23 protein-coding genes are annotated in these 26,413 nt (G+C 68.3%); 17 read left to right on the top strand and 6 right to left on the bottom strand.

Going from position 1 to position 26,413, the window contains the following annotated elements:
- The first annotated feature begins 59 nt into the window (after positions 1 to 59).
- Both ACFVVC_RS16800 and ACFVVC_RS16795 read left to right on the top strand, forming a co-directional pair.
- Positions 60 to 626: a type 1 glutamine amidotransferase domain-containing protein gene (locus ACFVVC_RS16800; RefSeq protein WP_387455712.1), complete on the top strand. Its 567-nt coding sequence runs from the start codon at positions 60 to 62 to the stop codon at positions 624 to 626.
- Positions 627 to 754: 128 nt separating this feature from the next.
- The gene (locus ACFVVC_RS16795; RefSeq protein ID WP_387455709.1) at positions 755 to 2,245 is read left to right on the top strand and encodes a DHA2 family efflux MFS transporter permease subunit; all 1,491 of its coding nucleotides are present in this window, start codon (positions 755 to 757) and stop codon (positions 2,243 to 2,245) included.
- A gap of 16 nt (positions 2,246 to 2,261) precedes the next feature.
- Here the strand turns inward: ACFVVC_RS16795 and ACFVVC_RS16790 are convergent, their stop codons facing one another.
- Together ACFVVC_RS16790 and ACFVVC_RS16785 are read right to left on the bottom strand one after the other, a co-directional pair.
- Complete coding sequence (locus tag ACFVVC_RS16790; protein WP_387455706.1) at positions 2,262 to 3,098, bottom strand: alpha/beta fold hydrolase; 837 nt, start codon at positions 3,096 to 3,098, stop codon at positions 2,262 to 2,264.
- 56 nt (positions 3,099 to 3,154) lie between these two features.
- Positions 3,155 to 3,826 (bottom strand): TetR/AcrR family transcriptional regulator, encoded by a 672-nt coding sequence (locus ACFVVC_RS16785; protein ID WP_387455703.1) that lies wholly within the window; start codon positions 3,824 to 3,826, stop codon positions 3,155 to 3,157.
- Between the two features lie 229 nt (positions 3,827 to 4,055).
- On the opposite strand from ACFVVC_RS16785, the gene ACFVVC_RS16780 reads away from it, so the two are divergent.
- The 5 genes from ACFVVC_RS16780 to atzF are packed head-to-tail and all read left to right on the top strand — an operon-like array spanning position 4,056 to position 12,760.
- Positions 4,056 to 5,561, top strand: coding sequence for an amino acid permease (locus tag ACFVVC_RS16780; RefSeq protein WP_387455700.1), 1,506 nt, complete (start codon positions 4,056 to 4,058; stop codon positions 5,559 to 5,561).
- Positions 5,562 to 5,605: 44 nt separating this feature from the next.
- Positions 5,606 to 6,481: an urea amidolyase associated protein UAAP1 gene (locus ACFVVC_RS16775; RefSeq protein WP_387455697.1), complete on the top strand. Its 876-nt coding sequence runs from the start codon at positions 5,606 to 5,608 to the stop codon at positions 6,479 to 6,481.
- Positions 6,478 to 7,149, top strand: coding sequence for an urea amidolyase associated protein UAAP2 (locus ACFVVC_RS16770; protein ID WP_387455695.1), 672 nt, complete (start codon positions 6,478 to 6,480; stop codon positions 7,147 to 7,149). Before ACFVVC_RS16775 ends, ACFVVC_RS16770 begins: the two co-directional genes overlap by 4 nt.
- Positions 7,146 to 10,883, top strand: a complete 3,738-nt coding sequence (gene uca, locus ACFVVC_RS16765) for an urea carboxylase (RefSeq protein WP_387455692.1) — start codon at positions 7,146 to 7,148, stop codon at positions 10,881 to 10,883. The genes ACFVVC_RS16770 and uca overlap by 4 nt, the downstream gene beginning before the upstream one ends.
- Positions 10,880 to 12,760 carry an allophanate hydrolase gene (gene atzF, locus ACFVVC_RS16760; protein ID WP_387455689.1) on the top strand — a complete coding sequence of 627 codons (1,881 nt, stop codon included), beginning with the start codon at positions 10,880 to 10,882 and terminating at the stop codon, positions 12,758 to 12,760. The genes uca and atzF overlap by 4 nt, the downstream gene beginning before the upstream one ends.
- Here the strand turns inward: atzF and ACFVVC_RS16755 are convergent.
- On the bottom strand, positions 12,738 to 13,652 hold the full coding sequence (locus ACFVVC_RS16755) for an alpha/beta fold hydrolase (RefSeq protein ID WP_387455686.1): 915 nt from the start codon (positions 13,650 to 13,652) through the stop codon (positions 12,738 to 12,740). The genes atzF and ACFVVC_RS16755 overlap by 23 nt on opposite strands.
- 68 nt (positions 13,653 to 13,720) lie before the next feature.
- On the opposite strand from ACFVVC_RS16755, the gene lysS reads away from it, so the two are divergent.
- From lysS to ACFVVC_RS16705, 10 genes are all read left to right on the top strand, one after another.
- Entirely contained in the window at positions 13,721 to 15,259 is a 1,539-nt protein-coding gene (gene lysS, locus ACFVVC_RS16750; protein ID WP_387455683.1) for a lysine--tRNA ligase, read from the top strand.
- Positions 15,260 to 15,261: 2 nt separating this feature from the next.
- Positions 15,262 to 15,438, top strand: coding sequence for a hypothetical protein (locus tag ACFVVC_RS16745; protein ID WP_387455680.1), 177 nt, complete (start codon positions 15,262 to 15,264; stop codon positions 15,436 to 15,438).
- A gap of 141 nt (positions 15,439 to 15,579) precedes the next feature.
- Positions 15,580 to 15,912: an Lsr2 family protein gene (locus ACFVVC_RS16740; protein ID WP_285243237.1), complete on the top strand. Its 333-nt coding sequence runs from the start codon at positions 15,580 to 15,582 to the stop codon at positions 15,910 to 15,912.
- Positions 15,913 to 16,255: 343 nt separating this feature from the next.
- A complete protein-coding gene (locus ACFVVC_RS16735; protein ID WP_387455677.1) occupies positions 16,256 to 18,748 on the top strand; it encodes an ATP-dependent Clp protease ATP-binding subunit in 2,493 nt (830 codons plus the stop codon).
- 87 nt (positions 18,749 to 18,835) lie between these two features.
- Positions 18,836 to 20,962: a prolyl oligopeptidase family serine peptidase gene (locus ACFVVC_RS16730; RefSeq protein ID WP_387455674.1), complete on the top strand. Its 2,127-nt coding sequence runs from the start codon at positions 18,836 to 18,838 to the stop codon at positions 20,960 to 20,962.
- A gap of 34 nt (positions 20,963 to 20,996) precedes the next feature.
- Positions 20,997 to 21,506, top strand: coding sequence for an amino-acid N-acetyltransferase (locus ACFVVC_RS16725; protein ID WP_387455671.1), 510 nt, complete (start codon positions 20,997 to 20,999; stop codon positions 21,504 to 21,506).
- 238 nt (positions 21,507 to 21,744) lie between these two features.
- Positions 21,745 to 22,746: a dihydroxyacetone kinase subunit DhaK gene (dhaK, locus tag ACFVVC_RS16720; RefSeq protein ID WP_387455668.1), complete on the top strand. Its 1,002-nt coding sequence runs from the start codon at positions 21,745 to 21,747 to the stop codon at positions 22,744 to 22,746.
- A gap of 2 nt (positions 22,747 to 22,748) precedes the next feature.
- Positions 22,749 to 23,381 (top strand): dihydroxyacetone kinase subunit DhaL, encoded by a 633-nt coding sequence (dhaL, locus tag ACFVVC_RS16715; RefSeq protein WP_387455665.1) that lies wholly within the window; start codon positions 22,749 to 22,751, stop codon positions 23,379 to 23,381.
- A complete protein-coding gene (gene dhaM, locus ACFVVC_RS16710) occupies positions 23,378 to 24,070 on the top strand; it encodes a dihydroxyacetone kinase phosphoryl donor subunit DhaM (protein ID WP_387455662.1) in 693 nt (230 codons plus the stop codon). The genes dhaL and dhaM overlap by 4 nt, the downstream gene beginning before the upstream one ends.
- A 69-nt stretch (positions 24,071 to 24,139) precedes the next feature.
- Entirely contained in the window at positions 24,140 to 24,313 is a 174-nt protein-coding gene (locus ACFVVC_RS16705) for a hypothetical protein (RefSeq protein ID WP_387455659.1), read from the top strand.
- A 7-nt stretch (positions 24,314 to 24,320) separates the two neighbouring features.
- Here ACFVVC_RS16705 and ACFVVC_RS16700 read toward each other — a convergent pair whose 3' ends face one another.
- From ACFVVC_RS16700 to ACFVVC_RS16690, 3 genes are all read right to left on the bottom strand, one after another.
- A complete protein-coding gene (locus ACFVVC_RS16700) occupies positions 24,321 to 24,803 on the bottom strand; it encodes a hypothetical protein (RefSeq protein WP_387455656.1) in 483 nt (160 codons plus the stop codon).
- Between the two features lie 79 nt (positions 24,804 to 24,882).
- Positions 24,883 to 25,314 carry a DUF3592 domain-containing protein gene (locus tag ACFVVC_RS16695; RefSeq protein WP_387455653.1) on the bottom strand — a complete coding sequence of 144 codons (432 nt, stop codon included), beginning with the start codon at positions 25,312 to 25,314 and terminating at the stop codon, positions 24,883 to 24,885.
- 60 nt (positions 25,315 to 25,374) lie between these two features.
- Complete coding sequence (locus ACFVVC_RS16690) at positions 25,375 to 26,319, bottom strand: A/G-specific adenine glycosylase (RefSeq protein WP_387455651.1); 945 nt, start codon at positions 26,317 to 26,319, stop codon at positions 25,375 to 25,377.
- Positions 26,320 to 26,413 lie beyond the last annotated feature (94 nt).

Below are 26,413 nucleotides of genomic sequence, written 5' to 3'. Positions count from 1 at the left end.
TCTGGAAGCGGATCCGGGCACCGCGTTGGTGCGTGGTCCGCCGCAGGCAAGGAGGAGCTATGTCGGAGCACAACATCGCAGGCAAGAAGGTCGCATTCCTGCTGACTGACGGCGTGGAGCAGGTGGAGCTCACCAGTCCCTGGCAGGCCGTGAAGGACGCCGGCGGCGAGCCCACCCTCTTGGCACCCAAGAGCGGCAAGCTGCAGGGCTACAACGGCACGGACAAGGGCGATACCTTCGACGTCGACCTCGCGGTGGCGGAGGCAAATCCCTCCGATTATGACGCGCTGGTTCTTCCTGGCGGGGTCGTCAACGCGGACCATCTGCGGGTGGACAAGGACGCCCAGGCCTTCACGCGCAGCTTCTTTGAGCAGCACAAGCCGGTGGCGTCCATCTGCCACGGGCCGTGGCTGCTGATTGATGCAGGAGTCATCAAGGGCCGGAACGTCACGTCCTACTTCACCCTTGAGACGGACCTGAAGAACGCCGGCGCCAACTGGTCGGACCAGGAAGTGGTGGTGGACCAGGGCCTGGTGACCAGCCGCAACCCGGATGACCTCCCGGCATTCAACAGCAAGCTGGTGGAGGAGATCTCGGAAGGCCGGCACGCGGGCCAGACGGCCTGAAGCCCCAACTGTTCCCTCAGGGTTTAGGCGAAATTCCCATGCCGGGGAATTACTCCAGCGGGTAGAGTGTTGGCATCTGCAGCGGCGCCGACCGCGCATCACTTCCAAAAACCCCTGAGGGAACACCCATGTCTACCGAAGTCTCTCCCACCGCCGGCGGCCAGTCCGTTCCAGTCGCAGGAACCGTGGCGGAACCCCGCACAGGCACCCCGCCCGCTGCGCCGGAGAAGATGTCCCGGGAGTCGGTGACCATCATCAGCACGCTGCTGGTGGCGACGTTCGTGGTGATCCTCAACGAGACCATCATGAACGTCGCCCTGCAGCGGCTCATGGTGGACCTCCGAGTGGACGCGCCCACCGTCCAGTGGCTGTCCACCGGGTTCATGCTCACCATGGCCGTGGTCATCCCCACCACCGGCTTCATCCTGCAAAGCCTGACCACCCGGGCCGTGTTCATGCTGGCCATGGGACTTTTTGCGGGCGGTACCGCACTGGCGGCCGTGGCTCCCGGATTCGAAGTCCTGCTGCTGGCACGCATCGTCCAGGCGGGCGGCACGGCCATCATGCTCCCGCTGCTGATGACCACCATCCTCACCCTGGTCCCGCTGGCCAAGCGTGGCGCCGTCATGGGCAACGTCAGCATCGCCATCTCGGTCGCCCCCGCCATGGGCCCCACTGTTTCCGGGCTGATCCTTGAACACTTCACCTGGCGCTTCATGTTCGTGTTCGTGCTGCCGGTGGCCCTGGCTGCCCTGGCCATCGGCGCGAAATTCCTCACCAACGTGGGCGAGGCGGAAAAGACCAAGCTGGACTTCTTCTCCGTACTCCTCACGGTCCCTGCGTTCGGCGGCCTGGTTTACGGGCTCAGCCAGATCGGCGGCGGCCAGTCCGGTCCCGGCGCCGCAGCCATCGCCGCCCTGGTCATCGGGGTGGCCGCCCTTGCGGTGTTCGTCCTCCGCCAGGTCCGCCTGCAGAAGGCCGCCGCGCCACTGCTGGACCTGCGTGCCTTCAATTTCCGGATGTTCACCGTCTCGGTCCTGCTGATGGTGGTGGCCATGATGGCACTGTTCGGCGGGGTCATCCTGCTGCCGCTCTACCTGCAGGAAGTCCGCGGCCTGGGTTCGCTGGAAACCGGACTCGCGCTGCTCCCCGGCGGCCTGGCCATGGGCCTCCTCGGTCCGGTGATCGGCCGCGCGTTCGACAAGGTGGGCCCGTTGCCGCTCACCGTGACGGGATCCGTCCTGATGGTGGTGACGCTCTGGCAGTTTTCAATGCTCGACGCCGGCACGGCGGTGTGGTGGATCATCACCCTGCACGTCGGGCTGAGTTTCGGCCTGGCCCTGCTGTTCACCCCGGCCTTCACCACGGGGCTGAACCCGCTGCCGCCGCACCTCTACTCGCACGGCTCGGCGATCATGAGCACCACCCAGCAGGTGGCCGGCGCTGCCGGCACGGCGCTGCTGGTGTCCATCTTCGCGGTGGTGAGTGCGACGTCGGGACTCGTCGCCGGGATGAGCGCCGCCTTCCTGACGGCAACGGTCATAGCCCTTGCCGCCGTCGTGCTGTCCGCGATGATGCGCAAGACCGAAGGCGCCGAGGCAGGGCGCGGCGCGCACTAGCCCAACCGCGCCGGGGTCAGCCGGCGAAGAAGTCGCTCAGTTCCTTGATCAGCTTGTCCGGGGCCTTGATGGCGCCGTCGTGGCCGAAGCCGGGCAGGATGGTGTAGCTGGAGCCGGAGAGGACGTCGTGGATCTGGCCGCACGCGATGCCGAAGTAGGCCGGGCTCTTTTCGCCCACCACAATCAGCGTCTCCAGGGGGAGTGCCTGGAACGGTTCGGCCGGCATATCGGCGGCGATGATGGCTTTGATTTCGCGGACGCCGGTGCGCATCAGTTCGCGTTGCTGTTTGCCTTCCGTGGTGCCCGCGGTCAGCTTGTTGGCCAGCGTGAGCATGGACAGCGGCATGCGCGAGGAGAACGCGCCGCCGGCCTCAAGGCCGCGCTGGATGACCGCGAGGGCGCGGTCGTCGTCTCCGGCGGCGATGGCGCGTTCGTATTCCACAATCCAGCTGGCCGTGACGCTGCCGTTCACGGAGACGGCGGGGTCGTAGACGGCCAGCCGCTCCACCGGCAGGGTCCGTGCCGCGTGCAGGGCAACTGCCCCGCCGAAACTGTGGCCGAAGACGTCGGTGCTGGCGGTGTGCTTCATGACCGTGTCCAGGTCCCGGATGTCCACGTCCAGCGTGTAGTCCTCGGGCTGCGGGGACGATGAGCCGCGGCCGCGACGGTTGAAGGTGTGCACCGGCCTGCCCAGGGCGGCGCTCAGTTTATGGGCAAATTTGGTGTAGTCCGCAGCCGTCACCATGGAGGGCGGCACCACCACCACGCCCGAACCTGCCGAAGCGAGTTCCGCACCGGTGGAGAAGAGCTCCACAGTGCCGCCGTCGGGGGTCCTGATGTTCTCTCGCGTCATGTTCCGAGCCTAGCCGAGCAAGCCGGGTGCGGGCATCACGGACGGCGCGGCCGGGCTCAGGCGAGCCGCCCGATCAGTTCCCGGCTGGCCGTGCGGATGGCCGGCAGTTCCGGGCCGAGTCCGCAGAGGATGAGTCCGGCGTCCGCCGCCTGCAGTGCTGATTCTGCGTTGGCGGCTCCATCGGCGCGAAGGTAGATCAGCGATTCGACCAGGCGGAAGGTGAAGTCGCCGCCGTCCGGTCCGGAGGCTGTGGCCGACAGGCCGCTGCCAAGTTCCCCGTAGAGCCGCCGCAGTTCGTGCCGGTCGGCCAGGAAGCGGGCAAAGCGCGTGCTGCGGACCTCGGGCAGGTGGTACAAGACGCCGAGGTTCCAGCGTGCGCTGCACAGTTGCGTGCCGTCATAAAGCGCGACGGCGTGCAGCCGGCTCCCAGCCGGGCTTTCGGTTCCTGCGCTGCCGGCGGGCAGCGCGGCCACGGCCCGGGCGAACTCCAGGCCACCGGATACCGTCCCCTCGAGCAGGTCCTCGAGGATGTCGTCCTTGGTCTTGAAGTGGTGGTAGAGGGATGACTGCCGGATCCCGACGGCGTCCGCGATGGACCGGGTGGAGGTGCTGGCGAAACCCTGGGTGGTGAACAGTTCCGCGGCGGCGTCGAGGATTTCGTCGCGTGCGGTGGCGCCTGGCCGTGAGGGCTGTTGGTGGCGGGGGCGTCCCGGTCCGGCGTAAGTCACCGACTCATTCTTGCACCGCAAGGCGTGCTCGAAGGTGCCCGGCAGGGGCGGTGAGGGGACGGAAATGTGCCCGAAACAAGATGTCTATCCGCCTTTTACAGAGGTGAAACTGTTTGGGGACATCGCGCTGGAAAACTATCAAGTGACCGGTAATCCGCAGCCTTCGGCCGAGCGCTGCGCTGCCGGAAGGCTTCGCCCCCAAGACCCCTTTCCAGCCCCGGAGATTCCCATGACATCAACCGTTCTCCCCACCGTCCACCAGGACGATGCAGACCTGACGTCCCTTGGCTACCAGCCCACCCTGCACCGAAAGCTCGGCCGCTACGCTTCCTTTGCCGCCGGCTTCTCCTTCGTCTCCATCCTCACCACCATCTTCCAGCTCTTCGCCTTCGGCTACTCTTTCGCAGGTCCCGCGTTTTTCTGGACCTGGCCGGTAGTGCTGGTCGGCCAGCTCCTGGTGGCCCTCAACTTTGCCGAACTCGCCGCCCGCTATCCGCTCTCCGGAGCCGTCTACCAGTGGGCGCGCCGCGTCGGCGGGGAAGCCGTGGGCTGGTTTGCCGGCTGGTTCATGGCCATCGCGCAGGTGGTCACCGCGGCCGCCGCTGCCATCGCCCTGCAGGTGGTCCTGCCCCAGCTGTGGGACGGATTCCAGGTGGTGGGCGGCGACCCGGCCCTCAACACCGTCACCGGGGCTTCGAACGCCGTGATCCTGGGCGCCGTGCTGCTGGTGGCCACCACCATCATCAACTCCCTGGGCGTCAAGCTCATGGCGCACGTGAACTCGGTCGGTGTCACCTGCGAAATCGTCGGCGTCGCAGCCGTGATCCTTGCCCTCGTCAGCGCCGCACAGCGCGGACCGGACGTGGTGGCGGACACCACCGTGCTGCAAGGATCGGACCTGGGCGCCGTGGGAGCCTTCCTGGTCTCGGGGCTGATGGCCGCCTACGTCATGGTGGGCTTCAACTCCGCCGGTGAGCTGTCCGAGGAAACCAAGGACCCGCGCCGCACCGCACCCCGCACCATCCTCTCCGCCCTGCTCATCTCCGGCATCGGCGGCGCCCTCATGATCATCACCGCCCTGATGGCCGCCCCCAGCCTCGACGACGGCCGCCTCGCCACCGAGGGCCTGCCCTACGTCCTCACCGCGGTCCTGGGCACCTTCTGGGGCAAGGTCCTGCTGGTTGATGTTGCCATCGCCATCTTCGTCTGCACCCTGGCCATCCAGACCGCCGGTTCCCGGCTCGTCTTCTCGATGGCCCGCGACGGGAAGCTCCCGGCGTCGGCCCTGCTCTCCTCGGTCCACCCCACCCGGGGCACTCCCATGTGGCCCTCCATCGTGATCGGCGCGCTGGCAGTTGCCGTGCTGGCCATCAACGTGGGCAACGCGGCCCTGTTCACCACCCTGTGCAGCGTCTGCATCGTGATGGTCTACATCGCCTACCTCCTGGTGACCATTCCGCAACTGGTCAACCGGCTCCGCGGGGACTGGGACCGGGTGGGCCAGACCATGCCCGCCGGCCTCTTCTCGCTGGGCCGCTGGGGACTTCCGGTCAACATCCTCGCCGTCCTCTACGGAGGCGTCATGGTGGTCAACCTCGCCTGGCCCCGGCCCGAGGTGTACGACCCCTCCGGCGACAACGGGCTCCTCCTGTGGTCCGCGCCGCTGATGGTCGCCGCCGTCCTGCTCCTGGGCGTCGGGGTCCGGCGCCGGAACCTCGCAGCCGCCAAGGCCTGACACCCACTTCCCCCACCATTCCCGACACAAACCAGGACTTGACCATGACACAGACCATCGACACGGCTGCCACCGGCACCGCCACCACGGCCGGCGCCCGCGCCCACGCCAGGGACCAGCACGGCAAGACCGCCGAAACCATGCGTTTCGTCCCGGCAGCCTCCGCGCCGGGTCGCCTCCTGGCAGGAATGCCCGACGGCGTGTCCCCCAGTTGGGCGGAGTCCTTCGCCTTTGGCCGCTACACCACCATGGCATTTGCCCGCGGAACCCGTATTCGGCTTACCGATACCGCCGGCGACGCCTGCGTCCACGCCCTCCTGTACCGGACCGGCGCCACCCACGAACGACTGAACGTCGCCGACACCGTCAAGGTCCCGTGGCAGGCCTATCCCGCTGCCGGGCACCCGCTGCTGTCCGACGCCGGCCGGCTGATGGCCACCATCGTGGCCGATACCTCCACCCGGCATGATGCCCTGACCGGGGCCACCACCCTCGCCGGCAACACCGCGAGATACGGCGCCGGAACAGCCCACAGCGCATCCCCGGCCGCGCGCGAACTGCTTACGCTGGGCGCCCTGAAAAACGGGATGGGTCCGCGGGACGTCGCTCCGTCGCTTTCCTTCTTCAAGGGCATCACCGTTAACCCGGCCGGCAGCATCACCTTCACCGGCAGCGCCGGGCCCGGTGCCGTCGTCGAACTCCTCCTCCATATGGACGCCATCCTGGTCCTGGCCAACACCGCGCACCCGCTGGACCCCCGCCGGGAGTTCACCGGAACCGCCGTGGACATCCTCGCCTGGCACGCGCCGCAGGACCTTCACGAAGTCGAAGCAGGCCGCCTGGTGGGCCCGCTGGCCCCGGAACACCTGCAGGCCCTGCTCAACACCGAACACGATCTCACGGCAAGGAACGCCCGATGAACACCGCCATCAAGACCCGCCCGGACGCTGCAGGCACCGCGCTGGCCCCCGGCACCGTGATCCTGGATGAATTCGTCGAAGCCCGCGGCCCCTGGTCGGCAGTGGTGGCAGCCGGAGACGTCCTGACCATCGTGGACCTGGAAGGCAACCAGGCCGTGGACTGCCTGCTCTACGCCGCCGGGGACACCGCCGTGCGCTACTCGGCGGCCGCCACCATCGCCGCGCAGCAGTCCATCGTCCTCACCACCGGCTCCGTCCTCCGGGCGGACACCGGGACCCCGCTCATGACCGTCGTTGCAGACGAAGTAGGCGTGCACGACACCATCGGCGGCGCCTGCTCGCAGGAATCCAATACCCTCCGCTACGGCCAGCACACCCGTGAACAGCACGCCTGCGTGGAGAACTTCCTGATCGAGGGCTCGCGCTGGGGCCTGGGCAAGCGGGACCTGGTGTCCAACATCAACTGGTTCATGAACGTCCCGGTGGACCCGGACGGCGCCCTGGGGATCGTGGACGGACTGTCCGCCCCCGGCAAGCGCGTGGCCCTGAAGGCGGAGGTGGACACCCTGGTGCTCGTCTCCAACTGCCCGCAAATCAACAACCCGTGCAACGGCTTTAACCCCACGCCCGTCCGCATGATCGTCACCCGGCCGGAGGCTGCACTGTGAATACGTTCGACACCCTGCTGGTCGCCAACCGCGGCGAAATCGCGTGCCGCATCATCGAATCCGCCAAGAAGCTCGGGCTCCGCACCGTGGCCGTCTTCTCCGAGGCGGACCGGGGCGCCAAGCACGTCCGGCTCGCCGACGCCGCCGTGCTCCTGGGCCCCGCACCGGCCAAGGAGTCCTACCTCCGGGTGGACGCACTCCTGGCAGCGGCCAGGGAAACCGGCGCCGGCGCCATCCACCCGGGCTACGGCTTCCTCTCCGAGGATGCGGCTTTCGCCGGGGCCGTGGAAGCCGCCGGCCTGGTCTTCGTCGGTCCCACCCCCGAACAGCTGCGGATCTTCGGTACCAAGCACACGGCCCGCGACGCCGCCCGGGCAGCCGGGGTGCCCATGATCGCCGGTTCCGGGCTGCTTGAGGACGTTGATGCGGCCGTCGCGGCGTCCACCGCCATCGGCTTCCCGCTGATGCTCAAGGCTACCGGCGGTGGCGGCGGGATCGGCATGACGGTCTGCCGCACGGAGGCCGAGCTCGTGGACAGCTTCCCCCGCGTAGCCCGGCTTGCCGGTGCCAGCTTCGGAACGGCAGGGGTTTTCGCCGAACGGTATGTGGAGAACGCCCGCCACGTGGAGGTGCAGGTCTTTGGTGATGGCGAAGGCCGGGTGGTCAGCCTGGGCGACCGGGACTGCTCCCTCCAGCGGCGCCACCAGAAAGTCCTCGAGGAGGCCCCCGCCCCGGACCTGCCCGCCGATCTGCGTGAGGAACTGCACCGCAGCTCCCGCGCCCTCTGTGCCTCCCTCAACTACCGCTCCGCCGGCACGGTCGAGTTCGTCTACGACTCCGCCCGCAAGGAAGCCTCCTTCCTGGAAGTCAACGCCCGGCTCCAGGTGGAGCACCCCGTCACCGAGTCCGTCACCGGGGTGGACCTGGTGGAATGGATGCTCCGGCTGGCCCAGGGCGGCGCCGAAGCGCACACGGTGTTGGCGGACGTGCCGGATGCGTTGCCGGTATCCGGGCACGCCGTTGAGGCCCGGGTCTACGCCGAGGATCCCGCGCGCGGCTTCCAGCCCAGTGCCGGAACCGTCACCAACGCCGCCTACCCGGGGCCGGAGGAAGCACGCGTGGATGCGTGGGTGGAAACCGGCACCGACGTGTCCACCAACTACGACCCCCTCCTGGGCAAGATCATTACCTCCGGCGCAAGCCGCACCGAGGCCTTCGACCGGCTCGCCGCCGCCTTGGAAGGCACCCGGATCGACGGCATCGAGACCAACTTGGGGCTGCTCCGCGCCGTCACCGGAATGGAGGTGGTCCGGAACGTCGGGCACTCCACCGGCACGCTTGATTCAGTGGGGGACCCCGAGCCGCGGATCACCGTGGAACGCCCCGGGCTGCAGACCAGCGTGCAGGACTGGCCGGGACGCACCGGGCTCTGGCAGATCGGCGTTCCGCCCAGCGGCCCCATGGATGACCTCTCCTTCCGCCTGGGCAACACGGCGCTGGGCAACCCCGAAGGGGCCCCGGGCCTGGAGTTCACCATGACGGGCCCGCGCCTGGTGTTCACGCATGCCACCACCGTCTGCGTCACGGGCGCCGAGGTCACGGTGACCGTTGACGGCGCGGAGGTGCCCGCCTGGACCCCCTTGACCGTCCCGGCCGGAGGGACGCTCGACGCCGGCACGGCCACCGGCAAGGGCCTGCGCGGTTACATCCTGTTCCAGGGCGGCCTGGACATCCCCACCTACCTGGGCAGCGCCTCCACTTTCACCCTGGGCCAGTTCGGCGGCCACGCCGGACGGGTGCTGCGCGCCGGCGACGTGCTCCGGGCGGTCACGGCGGATGGCGCACCCGGAGCAGTCCCGGCCGCAGCGGTGCCTGCCGACAGCCGCCCCGCCCTCGTGTCCTCCTGGGAACTGGCCGTGGCCGAGGGGCCACACGGAGCCCCCGAGTTCTTCCAGCGCGAAGACATCGAAGAACTGTATGCCGCGGAGTACGAGGTGCACTTCAACTCCGCCCGCACCGGCGTCCGGCTCATTGGCCCGAAACCCCGCTGGGCACGGACCGACGGCGGCGAGGCGGGCCTGCACCCGTCCAACATCCACGACACCGCCTACTCGGTTGGCGCGCTGGACTTCACCGGTGACACTCCCATCCTGCTGGGCCCGGACGGACCCAGCCTGGGCGGCTTCGTGTGCCCCGTCACTGTCGTGACTGCCGAACGCTGGAAGCTCGGCCAGCTGCGCCCGGGGGACAAGGTCCGGTTCGTTCCCATCAAAGCCAGCCAGGCGCCGTCGGCCACGGACCTGGGACCCGGCCGCCAGCTGGTCCTCCCGGGCGACGCCGGGTGGCCGGGCAGTGCCGCACTGAACCTTCCGGCGGGGGCAGCGGCAGGGCCGCGGCCGGTCCGCGGAGATGGCGACGACGGCGTCCTGGGCCGGGTGCCGGAAGAAACCGGCCGGCCCGCGGTCACCTACCGCCGCTCGGGCGATGACAACCTGCTGGTCGAATTCGGGGACATGGTGCTGGACCTTGGCCTGCGCGCCCGGGTTCATGCCTTGCACCAGCAGATCGAGGGGCTCCGCCTGCCCGGCATCGTGGACCTCACGCCGGGAATCCGGTCCCTGCAGATCAAGGTGGACCCGTCCGTCCTGTCCACCACGCGGCTGCTGGACCTGGTCCGGGAGGTTGAGGCAGCCCTGCCCGCGAGCTCCGAACTGGTGGTTCCCAGCCGCACCGTCCGGCTGCCGCTGTCCTGGGACGACCCCGCCACCCGCGAAGCGATCGAACGCTACATGGCCGGCGTCCGGGACGATGCCCCCTGGTGCCCGTGGAACATCGAGTTCATCCGCCGGATCAACGGCCTGGACTCCGTCAACGACGTCTTCGACACCGTCTTCAACGCCGAATACCTGGTCCTGGGCCTGGGCGACGTGTACCTGGGTGCCCCCGTCGCCACGCCGCTGGACCCGCGGCACCGGCTGGTCACCACCAAGTACAACCCGGCGCGCACCTGGACCCCGGAGAACGCGGTGGGCATCGGCGGCGCGTACATGTGCATTTACGGGATGGAAGGCCCCGGCGGCTACCAGTTCGTGGGCCGCACCACCCAGGTGTGGTCCCGGTACGCCGATTCCGCTCCCTTCGAACCCGGATCGCCCTGGCTGCTCCGCTTCTTCGACCGGATTTCCTGGTACCCCGTCAGCCCCGAGGAACTCCTGGACCTGCGCGCCGACATGGCCGCCGGCCGCGGCCGCGGCGTGGAGATCGAGGACGGCACGTTCTCGCTCGCTGAGCACGAACAGTTCCTGGCCGAAAACCGCGTGTCCATCGACGCGTTCCGGGACAAGCAGGGTGCGGCTTTCGCTGTGGAACGGCAGGCCTGGGCCGACGCCGGCGAGTTCGACCGTGCCGAGGCGCTCGCCGCCGTCGCCGCCCCCGCAGCAGATGACGTGGTGGTTCCGGACGGCGGGTCCCTGGTCTCCGCCCCGTTCGCCGCGAGTGTTTGGAAGGTGGATGTGGCCGAGGGCGACCGTGTGGCCAAGGGGCAACCCCTGGTGTCACTGGAGGCCATGAAAATGGAAACAGTCCTGGAGGCGCCGTGCGACGGGGTGGTGCTCAGGGTCCTGTCCACGGCGGGTTCGCAGGTGGTTGCCGGCGAGGCAGTGGTTGTCCTCGGCGGCAGCGACCTGGCGCTGGCCGAGGTTGAGGACCTGGAACTGGAAGGGGCAACGGTATGAACCCGCCACCCACCGGCGCCGCCACGCGGCGCGCCGAAGCAGCACTGGCCGCGGTTGACGCCGTGGACCGCCCGGAAATCTGGATAACGCTCCGCAGCCGCGAGGACGTCCTGGCCGAAGCGGCAACCATCGACGCCGCCGTTGCCCGGGGTGCGCACCTGCCGCTGGCCGGGCTGGTATTGGCCGTGAAGAACAACGTTGACGTGGCCGGGATCCCCACCACGGCGGCCTGCCCCGGCTTCGCGTATGTGCCGGAGCAGGACGCCGATGCCGTGGCGCGGCTCCGCGGCGCCGGTGCCTTGGTGCTGGGCGCCACCAACCTTGACCAGTTCGCCACCGGTTTGGTGGGGACCCGCAGCCCCTACGGTGCCGTCCGGGATTCCCGCCGTCCGGACCGGATCTCCGGCGGGTCCAGTTCCGGGTCTGCCGTGGCCGTGGCGATGGGGCTGGTGGACATCGCCATCGGCACCGACACCGCCGGCTCGGGCCGGGTGCCCGCTGCCCTGCAGGGCATCGTCGGGATCAAGGCAACCCTGGACGTGGTCTCCACGGCAGGGGTGGTGCCGGCCTGCCGGTCCTGGGACGCCGTCACGATTTTCGCCCGGCACCTGGCCACGGCCGAGCTCGCCATGGGCATCATGGCCGGCGGTGCCCGGGCATGGCCCGCGGACACAAAGCTCGCGGCGACGTCCCGGCCCCGGGTGGCCTACCCCGCCAGCCTCCCGGCCCTGCCGCCGGAATGGGCTGCGGAGTTCGCCCGCCAGGTTGACCGCCTCCGGGAGACGGGAGTGGAGGCCCGGCCGATCGAATTCGACGCCTTCCTCCAGGCAGCACGCCTCCTCTATGACGGTGCCCTCGTCGCCGAGCGCCACGCCGCCGTGGGCGGCTTCCTTGAAGCGTCCCGGGGCATGGAAACCTCCGACGGCGGGTCAGCAGGGCAGGCAGGCATCGATCCCACCGTGGAAGGCATCATTCGGGCGGCGGGAAAAGTCCCGGCGCACCGGTACGTCGCCGATACCGCCAGGCTGGAGGAATTGAAGGCCACCGCCATGGCCCGCCTCCAGGGCTTCGATGCCCTCCTGGTTCCGACGGCACCGTTCCACCCCACCCTGGCCGAGGTGGCCGCGGATCCGGTGGGCGTGAACTCGTTGATGGGCACCTACACGAATTTCTGCAACCTGTTCGATCTTTGTGCCGTGGCTGTCCCGGCCGGCGAGGTGGACGGCGCCCAGTTCGGCGTCACGGTGGTGGGCAGGGCGTTCGATGACGCCGTGGCGGCGGACATCGCCCGCCGGCTGGAAACCATTCCGGCGACGCCTGGACTCTTCGCGGCCGGGGCAGCGCCGGGTGCCGCAGGACTGGAGGCAGCCGCAGGAGCCGCCCGGCCGTCGTCGCCCATTCCCTGGCCGGTCGCCGCCGGCGCAACGGCCTTGCCGCTGGTGGTGGTGGGCGCGCACCGCAAGGGCCAGCCGCTGGCCCGGGAGCTTGAGGAACTCGGCGCCTTCTGGGACGGGCCCGTCGGCACCGCTGCGCGCTACCGGATGGTGGCCTTGGACACGGTGCCGCCGAAGCCCGGCGTATACCGGTCCGACGACGGCGCAGAGCTGGCAGGGGAGCGGTGGCTGCTGCCGCCCGCGGCCTTGGGGACGTTCCTGGCCGCCCTTCCTGAGCCAATGCTGCTCGGGTCGGTCCAGCTCCGTGACGGGACGGCCGCCGTCGGGTTCGCCTGTGACGCCGTGGCCGCTGCGGGCGGGGAGGACATCACCGCCTGGGGCGACTGGCTGGCTGACCGGAGCAAGGAACCCAGGCCGCGGACCGTGTGGCGGGACTTGGGAGTTGCCGCCCTTGCAGGCTTCAGCCGCGGGGAACGGGCATAGCTCCGGTGGCGTCCGGGCGGGGCGGCCCGTCCGGATTCCCTCCCGTGAAGTACGCGGAGATATCAGCTACGAGCTCCTTGACCGCCGCCGGGATGGAGCCGTGGAAGCACTTGGGGGAGAGCTGGTGGGTGCTGCCCGGGACGGCTGCGTGCAGCCGCTCCGCGGTCACCTTGTAATAGTCGGGGCTCTTCCCGCCGGCCATGAAGTGGGTGCCCGCCGGCAGCACGCTGAAGTCGCGGGCGTGGTCCTTTTCGTCGAAGGCCGCGCGCAACTCACCCACTCCGCTGGGCATCACCTGGCGGAACACGGTGTTCACCTTGGTCCGCGACAGCACGGCCATCAGGCCCGCCAGTACGGGATCGGGGATCCGTGCCATGACGGAGCCGGGGCTGGTGGCCTTCTTCATGTACGCCAGGGCCCGGCCCACCTTGCCGTTGTTGACGGCGTCCTCGAATCCGTCCAGCCAGCCGGTGTCGATGCTGCCGTCGATGTTCACCGCGGCGTCGTACACCGCCAGCTTGTCCGGCACGTAGCCGGTGCCGGTGAACTCCTGCACGGCATTGAGCGCCACCGCCCCGCCGAGGCTGTGGCCCAGGATGTTCCGTGCGCCGGTGGCATCCATCACGGTCCGGACATCGGCGATCTCGGTGGCCATGGAGTAGTCCGGGGGCTGCTCGGAGGAGTTGCCCCGGCCGCGCCGGTCGTACACGTCCACCGCCCAGCCGTCGCCCAGGCCCTTCGCCAGTTCCACGGAGAAGGGCCGGTAAATCGAGGCGGTGAGGAACGCGCCGCCGATCAGCACGACGCGCCGTTCTCCCGGCGCATCCTCGGTGCCGTAGCTGTATACAGCCAGCCTGCCGCCGTCGTGCGTTGGAAGTACCCGTTCTTTCACCCGCCCATCCTAGGCGGCAAGCCTGCGGGCCAGCTGAAAGTCCGGATGGCCAAGTCCCGGTAAACTTGATGATTGTGACTTCCCAAAACACCCCCGCGCCCAAGAACGCCCCGGAGCCCCTCGACGCCAGCGAGCAGATGCGGATCCGCATGGAAAAGCGCGCCAAACTTCTTGAGCGCGGCGCGGAGGCGTACCCCGTGGGAGTGGAACGCACGCATTCCCTCGCCGAGATCAGGGAAAAGTACGCCCACCTCGAGGCGGACGACACCACCGGGGACACCGTGGGCGTCACGGGCCGCGTGGTCTTCGTCCGGAACACCGGAAAGCTCTGCTTCGCCACCCTGCAGGAGGGCGGCACCGACGGCAAGGGCACGCGTCTGCAGGCCATGCTGAGCCTGGCCAACGTGGGCGAGGAAGCCCTCGCGGAATGGAAAGCACTGGTGGACCTTGGCGACCATGTGTTCATCAAGGGCGAGGTCATTTCCTCCCGCCGCGGCGAACTGTCCGTCATGGCCGAATCCTGGTCCATGGCCTCCAAGGCCCTCCGCCCGCTGCCCGTCCTGCACGCGGACCTGAACGAGGAAACCCGCGTCCGCCAGCGCTACGTGGACCTGATGGTCCGTGACGAAGCCCGCGAAATGGTCTACACCCGCGCCGCCATTACCCGCTCCATCCGCGAAACGCTGTTCCGCCGCCGTTACGTGGAAGTGGAAACGCCCATCCTGCAGCTGGTCCACGGCGGCGCCCTGGCACGCCCGTTCGAGACCCACATGAACGCGTTCGACCAGAAGATGACCCTGCGGATCGCCACCGAGCTATACCTCAAGCGTGCAGTGGTGGGCGGCATCGACCGCGTCTACGACATGGGCCGCGTGTTCCGCAACGAGGGCGTGGATTCCACCCACAGCCCCGAATTCACCACCCTTGAGTGCTACGAGGCCTGGGCCGACCAGTTCGTCATGGCGGAACGGATCAAGGAGATCATCCTCGATGCCGCGGACGCCGTGGGGGCCGGACGCGTGCTGCAGACCGAGGCGGGAGAGATCAACCTCGACGGCGACTGGGCCTGGCTGCCCGTCTACCCGGGGCTTTCCGAGGCCGTCGGGCAGGAGATTACGCCGGACACCTCCGTGGAGGTGCTCCGTGAGCTTGCAGCCAAGCACGAGGTCAAGGTCGATCCCAAGTGGGACGCCGAGAAGCTGGTGGTTGAGCTCTTCGGCGAAATCGTGGAGCCCACCCTGCTGAACCCCACCTTCGTGTACGACTACCCGCCCTCCGCCCAGCCGCTGGCCCGCCCGCACCGTGAGGACGGCCGGCTGATCGAGGCCTGGGACCTGATCATCGGCGGCATGGAACGCGGCACCGCCTTCTCCGAGCTGATCGACCCCGTCATCCAGCGCGAACGCCTCACCGAGCAGTCCCTGCACGCGGCCGCCGGCGACGTCGAAGCCATGCAGCTGGACGAGGACTTCCTGCGCGCCCTTGAGTACGGTGCCCCGCCGATGGGCGGCATCGGCCTGGGCATCGACCGGCTGGTGATGCTCTTCACCGGAGCCGGTATCCGCGAAACCATCCTGTTCCCGCTGCTGAAGCCCGAGGGGCACTGACCATGGAATACGTAGCAGTCATTCTTCCCTCCCTGGTGGTGGGCCTGATTTTCTGGTTTGCCATGAAGGCGATCTTCAACGCGGACAAGGCCGAACGCCAGGCCGAGGCCCGTGCGCAGGCTGAGGCGGATTCCCTCCCGGCGCAGCCCTCAGACGGCCCGCGGCCGGATTCACAATAGATTAAATCCCGCCGACTTTCTGCCTTTATCCACCGGGAACCAAAAGGCGCTTTGACGCGTTGCCAACATAAGAGTCATACTTTTTAGGGAAACATCCTGCTTTTCTGAAAATCGAACTTTCCAGCAAGAGGAAGACTTTTAATGGCACAGAAAGTAAACATCATCCTCGTTGATGATCTGGATGGGGGATCCGCAGACGAGAATGTTAAGTTTGGCCTCGACGGGGTCAACTATGAGATTGACCTGTCGGCAGCCAATGCCGCTGAACTCCGGTCTTCGCTGGAGCGGTTCATTGGCGTCGCACGCAAGGCTTCCGGAGCGGCCAGGGCCCAGCGGGCCAAGGCGCCCGCCGGCGGCCGCGGCCACGATTCGGCGCAAATCCGGCAATGGGCCCGGGACAACGGCTACACGGTTAACAGCCGCGGCCGAATTCAGGCCGAAATCCAGGAAGCCTACCAAAAGGCAAATTCCTAGCCCGGGCTTTAGCTCCGCAGAAACCCCGCTTACCGCCGCCAGGCGGGGCGGGGTTTTTCCATTGTGAATAAGCCGGCCGCATGGCCCGCGCGCTGCTTTGCCCATTTGGTTTTTAGGCGGGCTTCGATCGCGCCCGCCCGCCGGAACATTTGGGCCGCCCGGGCATTGGAACAGCCAGCCCATGCGGGCCTCAGGCTCCCGGTATTGCCCGGGTGCGGGGCGCCCCGTCCTGCCGCCGCGGTTATTCCCGCAAGCGGCCCGGTTTCCCCTGTGGCGAACACGCTCCACAACTCCGGACCGGGCACGTAGCATCAAAGTACGTCGTAGCTAGGAGTGTGGCGAAATGTTTGAGCGATTTACGGACCGTGCCCGTCGCGTAGTTGTGCTTGCCCAAGAAGAGGCACGCATGCTGAACCACAATTACATCGGTACCGAACACATCCTCTTGGGTCTGATCCATGAAGGTGAGGGCGTTGCCGCCAAAGCTCTTGAGTCCTTGAGCATTTCGCTCGACGGCGTTCGCGAGCAGGTGCAGGAGATCATCGGGCAGGGCCAGCAGGCTCCCTCCGGCCACATCCCCTTCACCCCCCGCGCCAAGAAGGTACTGGAGCTCTCGCTGCGCGAGGCCCTCCAGCTGGGCCACAACTACATCGGCACGGAGCACATCCTGCTCGGCCTCATCCGCGAGGGTGAGGGCGTCGCCGCCCAGGTGTTGGTCAAGCTCGGCGCAGACCTCAACCGGGTCCGCCAGCAGGTCATCCAGCTCCTCTCCGGCTACCAGGGCAAGGAAACCACCGGCGCAGGCGTCGGCAGCGGACAGCCCGAGGGCGCACCCGCCGGTTCCGTGGTCCTGGACCAGTTCGGCCGCAACCTGACCCAGGCTGCGCGCGAGAACAAGCTGGACCCGGTGATCGGCCGCGAGCAGGAAATGGAACGCGTCATGCAGGTCCTTTCCCGCCGCACCAAGAACAACCCTGTCCTCATCGGCGAGCCCGGCGTCGGCAAGACCGCCGTCGTGGAGGGCCTGGCCCAGGCCATCGTGCGCGGCGACGTCCCGGAGACCATCCGCGACAAGCAGCTCTACACCCTGGACCTCGGCTCCCTGGTGGCAGGTTCCCGCTACCGCGGCGACTTCGAAGAGCGCCTCAAGAAGGTCCTCAAGGAGATCCGCACCCGCGGTGACATCATCCTGTTCATCGACGAGATCCACACCCTGGTGGGTGCCGGCGCCGCCGAGGGCGCCATCGATGCGGCCTCGATCCTGAAGCCCATGCTGGCCCGCGGCGAGCTGCAGACCATCGGTGCCACCACGCTGGACGAGTACCGCAAGCACATCGAAAAGGACGCCGCGCTGGAGCGCCGCTTCCAGCCGATCCAGGTCAAGGAACCCTCCGTGGCGCACGCCATCGAGATCCTCAAGGGCCTCCGCGACCGGTACGAGGCACACCACCGCGTCACCATCACCGACGGCGCCCTGGCCTCCGCTGCAAGCCTCGCCGAGCGCTACATCTCGGACCGCTTCCTGCCGGACAAGGCGATCGACCTGATCGACGAGGCCGGCGCCCGGCTGCGCATCCGCCGGATGACCGCTCCGCCGGAGCTCAAAGCCCTGGACGAGCGCATCGCCAAGCTGAAGATGGAGAAGGAATCCGCCATCGACGCGCAGGACTTCGAAGGTGCCGCCGCGCTCCGCGACAAGGAGCAGAAGATGATCTCCGAACGTTCGGAGAAGGAGCGGCACTGGAAGTCCGGCGGCATGGACGACATCTCCGAGGTGGATGAGGATCTCATCGCCGAGGTGCTGGCTAACTCCACAGGCATTCCCGTCTTCAAGCTGACCGAGGAAGAGTCCTCGCGGCTCCTCAAGATGGAAGATGAACTGCACAAGCGGGTCGTCGGCCAGGACGAGGCCATCAAGGCGCTCTCCCAGGCCATCCGCCGCACCCGTGCAGGGCTCAAGGACCCCAAGCGCCCCGGTGGCTCGTTCATCTTCGCCGGCCCCACCGGCGTCGGCAAGACCGAGCTCGCCAAGGCACTCGCGGAGTTCCTGTTCGGTGAAGAGGACGCCCTCATCACCCTGGACATGTCCGAGTACTCCGAGAAGCACACCGTTTCCCGGCTCTTCGGTGCCCCTCCGGGCTACGTGGGCTACGAGGAAGGCGGCCAGCTGACCGAAAAGGTCCGCCGCCGCCCGTTCTCCGTGGTGCTGTTCGACGAAGTGGAAAAGGCCCACGCGGACCTCTTCAACTCGTTGCTGCAGATTCTCGAAGACGGCCGCCTGACCGACTCCCAGGGCCGCGTGGTGGACTTCAAGAACACCGTGATCATCATGACCACCAACCTGGGTACCCGGGATATCTCCAAGAGCGTCGCCACCGGCTTCCAGTCCGGCACCGACACGCAGACCGGCTACAACCGCATGCGTGCCCGTGTGACGGAGGAACTCAAGCAGCACTTCCGCCCCGAGTTCCTGAACCGTGTTGACGACGTCGTGGTGTTCCCGCAGCTGACCCAGGACGAGATCATCGAGATCGTGGACCTGTTCGTCACCCGCCTGGAGAAGCGCCTCAAGGACAAGGACATGGGCATCGAGCTCACCAAGGCCGCCAAGGTGCTCCTGGCAACCCGCGGCTACGATCCCGCCATGGGTGCCCGGCCGCTGCGCCGCACCATCCAGCGCGAGATCGAGGACCAGCTCTCCGAGAAGATCCTGTTCGGCGAGATCCACCCCGGCGACATCGTCGTGGTGGATGTCGAGGGCGAAGGCGACGAAGCGAAGTTCACCTTCGCGGGCAACGCCAAGCCGCGCATCCCGGAGATCGCCCCGAGCGTGTAGCCGCCACAGCCAAAGCCCCGCCACTCCCCAGGGAGCGGCGGGGCTTTCGCATTGTGATCGGCGGCACAAACCGTGTTGAATCGGGGCATGGCTAACTTGGACCCGGTGATCCCGGATGAGCAACCACTGACCCCCTTCCACGACCTCGACCACTACCTCTCCATCCCACGGGTAAGCGGCCTCGCCCTGAGCCCTGACGGCTCACGGCTGGTCACCACCGTCAGCACCCTGAACGGCAAGGGCACCGAATTCGCCACGGCGCTGTGGGAGCTGGACCCCGCGGGGCAGAAACACGCCCGCCGCATCACCCGCAGCGCCAAGGGCGAAGCGGGTGCCGCCTTCGCGGCCAACGGTGACGTGTACTTCACGTCCGCACGGCCGGACCCGGACAGCCCGGATGAGGAGCCTGTCAACGCGCTCTGGATGCTTCCGGCCGACGGCGGCGAGGCCCGGGTGGTCCTCAGCCGGCCGGGCGGCATCAGCCGCATCATGACGGCCAGGGACGCCGATGCAGCCTTCGTGACGGCAGAGGTCCTGGCCGGCTCCGCCGACGAAGGCGACGACGCCGAGCGGCGCAAGTCCCGGAAGGACAGGAAGGTTTCGGCCATCCTGCACAGCGAATATCCGGTCCGCTACTGGGACGCGGACCTGGGGCCGGCGCAGCCGCGCATCTTTGCGGTCGAACCGGGGGAGGACCAGGCGCCTGGCAAGCCCGCCACGGTTGACGCCACCGTCCCCCTTGCCCTGCGCAACCTCACGCCCGACGCCGGTCCCCGGCTGCGTGAAGCGGAAACTGTGGCCGGCCCGGACGGGAAAACCATCTACAGCAGTTACACCAAGCCCCTCGCCAAGGCTGACAGCCGCTCCATCCTGGTGGCGGTGGATGTTGCCTCGGGCGGCCTGAAGGTGCTGCTCGACCACGAAGGCATGAGCTACTTTCCGGGGCCAGTCAGCCCCGACGGCAGGACGCTCGTGGTGGTCAGCGAGTCCGACTCCACCCCGCATAAGGCGCCGGAGATCAAACTGCACCTGCTCGACGTGTCCGGTGACGCCGCCGTCGACGACGCTGCCAGCCTGCGGCCCCTCGCCCATGACTGGGACCGCTGGGCCAAGCCCGCAGCCTGGCTTCCCGACGGCTCCGCCATCCTCGTCACGGCGGACGACGACGGCGCGTCGCCGGTTTTCCGGGTCAGCGTTCCGTCCGCTGCCGCCCAGGTGGGCGTCACCCGGGTGACGCAGGACGCCGCGGCGTACACCGACGTCGTCATCTCGCCGGAGGGACGCCACGCGTACGCCCTCCGCAGCTCCTACGCCTTCCCTGCCGAGGCCGTGCGCATCGACCTGGCCACCGGCGAAACCACCCGCCTGCCCGCTCCGGCCGAACGCCCGGCCTGCCCCGGACGGCTGGAGCGCATCGCAGCCTCCGCTGCCGACGGTTCCCGCGTCCCCGCCTACCTTGCGTTGCCGGAGGGCGCCTCTGCCGAGTCCCCGGCGCCGCTGCTGCTCTGGATCCACGGTGGTCCGCTGGGCTCCTGGAACGCCTGGACCTGGCGATGGAACCCCTGGCTCCTGACCGCCAAGGGCTACGCCGTCCTGCTCCCGGATCCGGCGTTGTCTACCGGCTACGGGCAATCGCACATCCAGCGCGGCTGGGGTTCCTGGGGCAAAGCGCCGTTCACCGACCTCATGGCCGTCACGGACGCCGCCGTGGAACGCCCGGATATCGACCAGGCGCGGACCGCCGCGATGGGAGGCTCCTTTGGCGGCTATATGGCCAACTGGGTTGCGGGCAACACGGACCGGTTCAAGGCTGTGGTCACCCACGCCAGCCTGTGGGCCCTGGACCAGTTTGGTCCCACCACGGATGCCTCGCAGTACTGGCTCAAGGAAATGACCGAGGAGATGGCACTGGAAAACTCCCCGCATCTCCACGCGGAAAACATCAGCACTCCCATGCTCGTGATCCACGGCGACAAGGACTACCGCGTGCCCATCGGCGAGGGGCTGCGCCTCTGGTATGAGCTGCTGTCCAAATCCCGGCTGGCCGCGGACGACGACGGGCAGACGCCGCACCGGTTCCTCTACTTCCCGGACGAGAACCACTGGATCCTCAAGCCGCAGCACGCCAGGGTCTGGTACCAGGTGGTGGAGTGGTTCCTGGCAAAGAATGTCCTGGATCAGGAGCGGCCCCTGCCGGCAGAACTCGGCCTCTAAATTCCCGGCCACCCCGACCTCGTAGGATGGCTTTGTGACTGACTCTTTCCACATCCGTCCTGCACGAACCAGCGACGTCCCGGCCATCAAGAAGCTGGTGGCACCCCTGGCCGAGGAACGCATCCTGATGGCGAAGGAGACGGTGGCCTATTACGAAAGCCTCCAGGAGTTCCGGATCGCCGAGTCCAGCGATGGGGAAGTGATCGGCTGCGGGGCGCTGCACGTCATGTGGGAGGACCTTGCCGAAATCCGCACCCTCGCGGCCTCCGGGCAATGGCGGGGCAAAGGGGTGGGGCACGTCCTGGTGGAGAACCTGTTGGAGGAAGCCCGGGCCCTTGGCGTGGCCCGGGTCTTCTGCCTTACGTTCGAGGTGGACTTCTTCAAGCGCCACGGATTCGAAGTGATGGCCGACCAGTCCGCCGTGGACCCCGAGGTGTACTCGGAGCTCCTGCGCTCCCACGACGAAGGCGTTGCGGAATTCCTGGACCTGGCCCGCGTCAAGCCGAACACCCTGGGCAACACCCGGATGATCCGCATCCTCTGAACGGCGACTTTGCAGGGAAGCAATGACCCGTCCTTGCGTTATTCGAATTGATGGATAAACTATTCGTGGCCGGGATATGGGGGGCCTCAGCAAAGGGACAGTCATTGGGGGCTGTCCCTTTGCTGCGTCCGGGGCAGCTGTCCTGGGAAAACCGGGACGGACGAACCTACCGCCGGCGGTGACCCCGGTAGTAGGGTCGAAAAACACATCCTCCAGGAGCGCAGCCAGGAGCACCGCCATGAAGAAACTCATCAACGATCCCAAATCCGTCGTCGAGGAAGCCGTCCAGGGGTTTGGCCTGGCCTACGCCGAACTCGTCACGGTCAGCGAAGACCCCACCTACATCACGCGCAAGGATGCGCCCGTGGCCGGCAAGGTGGGGCTGGTTTCCGGCGGAGGCAGCGGCCACGAGCCGCTGCACGCCGGCTATGTGGGGAAAGGAATGCTCGACGCCGCCGTGCCCGGGGCCGTGTTCACCTCACCCACGCCGGACCAGATCCTTCCGGCCACCCTGGCCGTCAACTCCGGAGCCGGGGTGGTGCACATCGTGAAGAACTACACCGGCGACGTCCTGAACTTCGAGACCGCGGCCGAGCTCGCTGAGGCCGAAGGCGTCAGCGTCCGCACCGTCCTGGTCAACGACGACGTCGCAGTGGAGGACTCGCTCTACACGGCCGGCAGGCGCGGTGTGGGCGGCACGGTCCTGGTGGAAAAGATCGCCGGGGCCGCAGCAGAACGCGGCGACGACCTCGACGCCGTGGCCGCCGTCGGCGAGAAAGTCAATGCCAACGTCCGGACCATGGGCGTTGCGCTGTCCGCCTGCACCGTTCCACACGCCGGCACCCCGAGCTTCGACCTTGCCGACGACGAGATCGAAATCGGCATCGGCATCCACGGCGAACCCGGCCGGCACAAAATCCCGATGGAAAACGCAGACAGCATCACCAACCGCCTGCTGGAACCCGTCCTTGCCGACCTGGACATCAGCGCCGGGGACAAGGTACTGCTGTTCGTCAACGGTATGGGCGGCACCCCGCTGAGCGAGCTCTACATCGTGTACCGGCGGGCCGTGCAGGTGCTCTCCGATGCCGGCGCCACGGTGGAGCGCTCACTGGTGGGCAACTACATCACCGCGCTGGAAATGCAGGGCTGCTCCATCTCGGTGCTCCGGCTCGATGACGAGCTCACGGAACTGTGGGACGCCCCCGTCCACACCGCTGCCCTGCGCTGGGGCCTGTAGCCATGGGGCTGGATGCGAACTGGGCCGTGAAATGGCTGACCCTCTGCGCGCAGGCCATGGCGGAGCACCGGGTGGAACTGATCGAACTGGACCGGGCCATCGGGGACTCGGACCACGGCGAGAACATGGACCGCGGCTTCCAGGCAGTCCTGGCCAAGCTCGGCGAATCCACGCCCGAGACGCCCGGCGCGGCCTTGAAGATGACGGCAATGACCCTTATGTCCAAGGTTGGCGGCGCTGCCGGCCCCCTCTACGGCACCGCGTTCCTGCGTGCCGCCACGGCGGTGGGTGATGCTGCCGAGATCGATCCCTCCACCTGGGCCGATGCTCTGGCAGCCGCCCGGGACGGGATCGTGGCCCGCGGGAAAGCGGAAACCGGGGACAAGACGATGGTGGACGCGTGGACACCTGCGGTTGACGCTGCCCGGGCCGCCGCGGATGGCGGCAGCGCGGACCTCCTTGGCGTCCTCTTGGCGGCGGCGGAAGCTGCCGAAGCCGGTGCCGTTGCCACCGATCCGCTCATTGCCCGCAAGGGCCGCGCCAGCTACCTGGGTGAACGCAGCGCCGGCCACCGGGACCCCGGCGCCGTCTCCAGCGCACTGATCCTGCGCGCGGCAGTCGGGGCTGCTGCGTGACCGTAAGCATCGTGGTGGTGTCCCACAGCGCAAAGATTGCCGACGGCGCCATAGAACTTGCCGCCCAGATGGCACCTGACGTGGTGCTCCTCGCTGCCGGGGGCACCGACGACGGCAGGATCGGTACCAGCCTGGAAAAGGTCCTCGCCGCCCTGGAGGGCGCCGGCGGGGACGGGACCGTGATCCTCACGGACCTGGGGTCGGCCGTGATGACCGCCGAATCGGCTCTCGAGTTCCTTGGCGATCCCGAGGGCGTCCTGCTTGCAGATGCACCCCTGGTGGAGGGCCTGGTGGCCGCAGCCGTGGCCGCGCAGGGCGGGGCGGACGCGCGGGCAGTCAAGCGTGCAGCGGAGGCGGCATTGGGACCGGCCCGCCAGCTGGAGCCGGGTTCCGTGGAGGCCGCCGGCGAGGGGCCGGGCGCCGGCACGCCGCCGGACTGCACGGGCGACTTCGAACTGGTAAACCAGGCCGGCATGCATGCGCGGCCTGCCGCGAAAATGGCAGGCGGCCTGTCTTCCCTCGACGCGGAAGTAACCATCAACGGCGTGGACGGCGCCTCCATGACGGGCCTGATGACCCTCGGCGCCGGCAAGGGGTCGGTCCTGCATGTGGAGGCCTGGGGCGCGGACGCCGAACGGGCCGTCAGCTACGTGGGCGCCCTGGTGCAGTCCGGCTTCGGTGAGCCGTGACGTTCCAATCCAGGGCTCTGCGGTGTGTTCCGGAGGCCTGCGCGCTTTCCTGGCAATAAGCTCGATGCCATGGAACGGCCGCCTGCAGAGAACTCCCCTGATATCGAAGTGCTGGACGGCCAGATATCCGTCGAGGAGCTGCTCGCGGAACTTGGGTTCGAATGGAGCGCTGAACCGGTGGACAGCGGTGCGGCGCCCGGAACCCCGGCAGGGGAACCCTTCAGCCAGCCGGCACTCTTCTAGCCCCAGCTCAGGCCCGCGGGTGCAGCCCCGAGCTGTCCAGCGTGACCGATGCCGACACCACCTTGCCGCATTGCTTCCCGAAGGGATATGCCGCCGGCGGGTGGAATTCGAGGGTCCGTACGGGCAATGTGGACCCGTCCGCGGCGGCGCCGGAGGCCGTGATGGCCATGGGTGATTCCGTCAGGGTATCCAGCATGAGTATCCCCACCAAAGTGCCGTCGGGCGACGCCGTGGCCGAACAGAACTCACCAGCGCACCCGGGGTCAATGGATGCGCTGCCGGGCCGCAGTTCGAGGTCCCCCTCCTTGCACGAACCGTCCTGGCAGGCGCGAAGATGCAGCCTGCTGACGTGCGCAGCGTAGTCGGCGCTGACCGTGACCGAGACGGCCGTGGCCTGCGCGATCATCGGGCAGGCGCCAGGGACGGGTCCGCACGCCGGAAGGGACACCACTGCGGTGATCAATGCCAAGAGGAGCCCGGGCCTGCCCATGATTTCAGGCTACGTCCGCAAGGGGCATCGCGGAGCGGTGCCTGCAGGATTGGCGGCAACATCGTTACGCGCCACGCCTTCAGCCGAGCGGGAAAATTCCGATGAACCAGAACAGGGCGATGGCAAAGACGGCGAAGAACGGGATCAGGCACCCGAGGGCGGCACGGGACGACGAGGAGACCTGGAACGACTCGTTGGGGTTCGCCGGGTTGTACGCCACCTCCACGAAGGATCCCGGGACGGGCTGCCCGGCCAGGGAGACTTCGGACTTGCCCATAAAGAGGGTGCCCTGCGTGTCCGTGAACTGGTAAGTGGGGTAGTAGCGGAGGTTCCGGCTGGAGCCGCCCGCGCCGCTGGTCCAGCCGGTGGTACTGCCGGTCACGGTGGCCTGCGTCTTGGGCCAGGCCGCGGTCAGTTGGTCCTGCTGCCTGGTTTTGCGTACGGCGCGCACCAGCGCGACGATGGCGGCGGCAACGAACAGTGCCCACACGATGTACAGAACGATCTTCATGGCTTCCCCCGGTTCCGGTCACCAAGAAGTATGCCATCCCGGTCCTGCGTGCCGGCCCCGTCAGGCCGGGAGCCGGTAACCGCCGCCGTGCATCTCTGCCAGGCCGTCCGCGAGCAACCCGGCCAGCGCCCGTTCCAGCTGCTCGGGCGCGGAGTTGAGCCGGTGGAGGGCGGCGAGCGGTACGCCGACGCCTTCCGGGGCGAAGCCGAGATCGGCGGGCTCGCGCTGGAACATCTCCGGCGGCACGGGCGCATCGGCCAGCCGCAGGACGGCCAGCACGGCGCCGCGGACCTGCCGGTCGGTGCCGTGCCAGGCCTGGCCTTTGGGCACGTACGACGGCGGCGGCTCACCCGCGGCGAGCCAGGCGCAGGAGTCCTTCACCGGGCACGCGGCGCACTTGGGTGCCCGGGCCGTGCACACCAGCGCCCCCAGCTCCATGACCGCAGCGTTCCAGCGCACGGAGGTGTCGTCGTCGTCCGGCAGCAGTGCCGTGGCCAGGCGCATCTCGGCCGCGGTCAGCGCGGGGGCCGGAAGGGCGACGCCGGAGACCAGCCGGGCGTGCACCCGGCGGATGTTGGTATCCACCACGGTTTCCCGGCGGCCGTATGCGAAGGCGGCCACCGCCGCCGCCGTATAGCTGCCCACCCCGGGAAGCGCCAACAGGTCCGCATAGGTGTCCGGGACCTTGCCGCCATGGTCCTGCACGATTGCCGTGGCCGCGGCGTGCAGCCGGAGTGCCCGCCTGGGGTAGCCAAGCCGGCCCCAGGACCGCACGGCTTCGCCCGCCGGTTCGCCGGCCAGGCCGGCCGGAGTGGGCCAGCGCTTGAGCCACTCGTGCCAGACGGGAAGCACCCGCACCACGGGGGTCTGCTGCAGCATGATCTCGCTGACCAGCACGCCCCAGGGGGAGCAGTCAGGCTCACGCCAGGGGAGGTCTCGGGCGATGCCGGCGAACCAGCCGTTGATCCGGTGATGGAGCAGCTGCAGGTCCTCCGGGCCACGCATGGCCGGGGTGGTGGAGGTGGTTTGAGTGTCGATCCCAACACTGTAGTTGATCGCTTCGGGCCCGCTGAAAACCGGTTGTGACCAGAGCGATGGC

The organism is Pseudarthrobacter sp. NPDC058196 (assembly GCF_042882685.1).
In the GTDB taxonomy this organism is placed as follows: Bacteria; Actinomycetota; Actinomycetes; order Actinomycetales; family Micrococcaceae; genus Arthrobacter.
This window is presented reverse-complemented; position numbering and strand designations above follow the sequence as displayed.

Bases quoted from the DNA above. Each gene is read 5' to 3' on its own strand.
- ACFVVC_RS16800 (WP_387455712.1), top strand. From the start codon at position 60: ATGTCGGAGCACAACATCGCAGGCAAGAAGGTCGCATTCCTGCTGACT.
- ACFVVC_RS16795 (WP_387455709.1), top strand. From the start codon at position 755: ATGTCTACCGAAGTCTCTCCCACCGCCGGCGGCCAGTCCGTTCCAGTC.
- ACFVVC_RS16790 (WP_387455706.1), bottom strand. From the start codon at position 3,098: ATGACGCGAGAGAACATCAGGACCCCCGACGGCGGCACTGTGGAGCTC.
- ACFVVC_RS16780 (WP_387455700.1), top strand. From the start codon at position 4,056: ATGACATCAACCGTTCTCCCCACCGTCCACCAGGACGATGCAGACCTG.
- ACFVVC_RS16775 (WP_387455697.1), top strand. From the start codon at position 5,606: ATGACACAGACCATCGACACGGCTGCCACCGGCACCGCCACCACGGCC.
- ACFVVC_RS16770 (WP_387455695.1), top strand. From the start codon at position 6,478: ATGAACACCGCCATCAAGACCCGCCCGGACGCTGCAGGCACCGCGCTG.
- atzF (WP_387455689.1), top strand. From the start codon at position 10,880: ATGAACCCGCCACCCACCGGCGCCGCCACGCGGCGCGCCGAAGCAGCA.
- lysS (WP_387455683.1), top strand. From the start codon at position 13,721: ATGATTGTGACTTCCCAAAACACCCCCGCGCCCAAGAACGCCCCGGAG.
- ACFVVC_RS16745 (WP_387455680.1), top strand. From the start codon at position 15,262: ATGGAATACGTAGCAGTCATTCTTCCCTCCCTGGTGGTGGGCCTGATT.
- ACFVVC_RS16740 (WP_285243237.1), top strand. From the start codon at position 15,580: ATGGCACAGAAAGTAAACATCATCCTCGTTGATGATCTGGATGGGGGA.
- ACFVVC_RS16735 (WP_387455677.1), top strand. From the start codon at position 16,256: ATGTTTGAGCGATTTACGGACCGTGCCCGTCGCGTAGTTGTGCTTGCC.
- ACFVVC_RS16730 (WP_387455674.1), top strand. From the start codon at position 18,836: ATGGCTAACTTGGACCCGGTGATCCCGGATGAGCAACCACTGACCCCC.
- dhaK (WP_387455668.1), top strand. From the start codon at position 21,745: ATGAAGAAACTCATCAACGATCCCAAATCCGTCGTCGAGGAAGCCGTC.
- dhaL (WP_387455665.1), top strand. From the start codon at position 22,749: ATGGGGCTGGATGCGAACTGGGCCGTGAAATGGCTGACCCTCTGCGCG.
- ACFVVC_RS16705 (WP_387455659.1), top strand. From the start codon at position 24,140: ATGGAACGGCCGCCTGCAGAGAACTCCCCTGATATCGAAGTGCTGGAC.
- ACFVVC_RS16700 (WP_387455656.1), bottom strand. From the start codon at position 24,803: ATGGGCAGGCCCGGGCTCCTCTTGGCATTGATCACCGCAGTGGTGTCC.
- ACFVVC_RS16695 (WP_387455653.1), bottom strand. From the start codon at position 25,314: ATGAAGATCGTTCTGTACATCGTGTGGGCACTGTTCGTTGCCGCCGCC.
- ACFVVC_RS16690 (WP_387455651.1), bottom strand. From the start codon at position 26,319: ATGCGTGGCCCGGAGGACCTGCAGCTGCTCCATCACCGGATCAACGGC.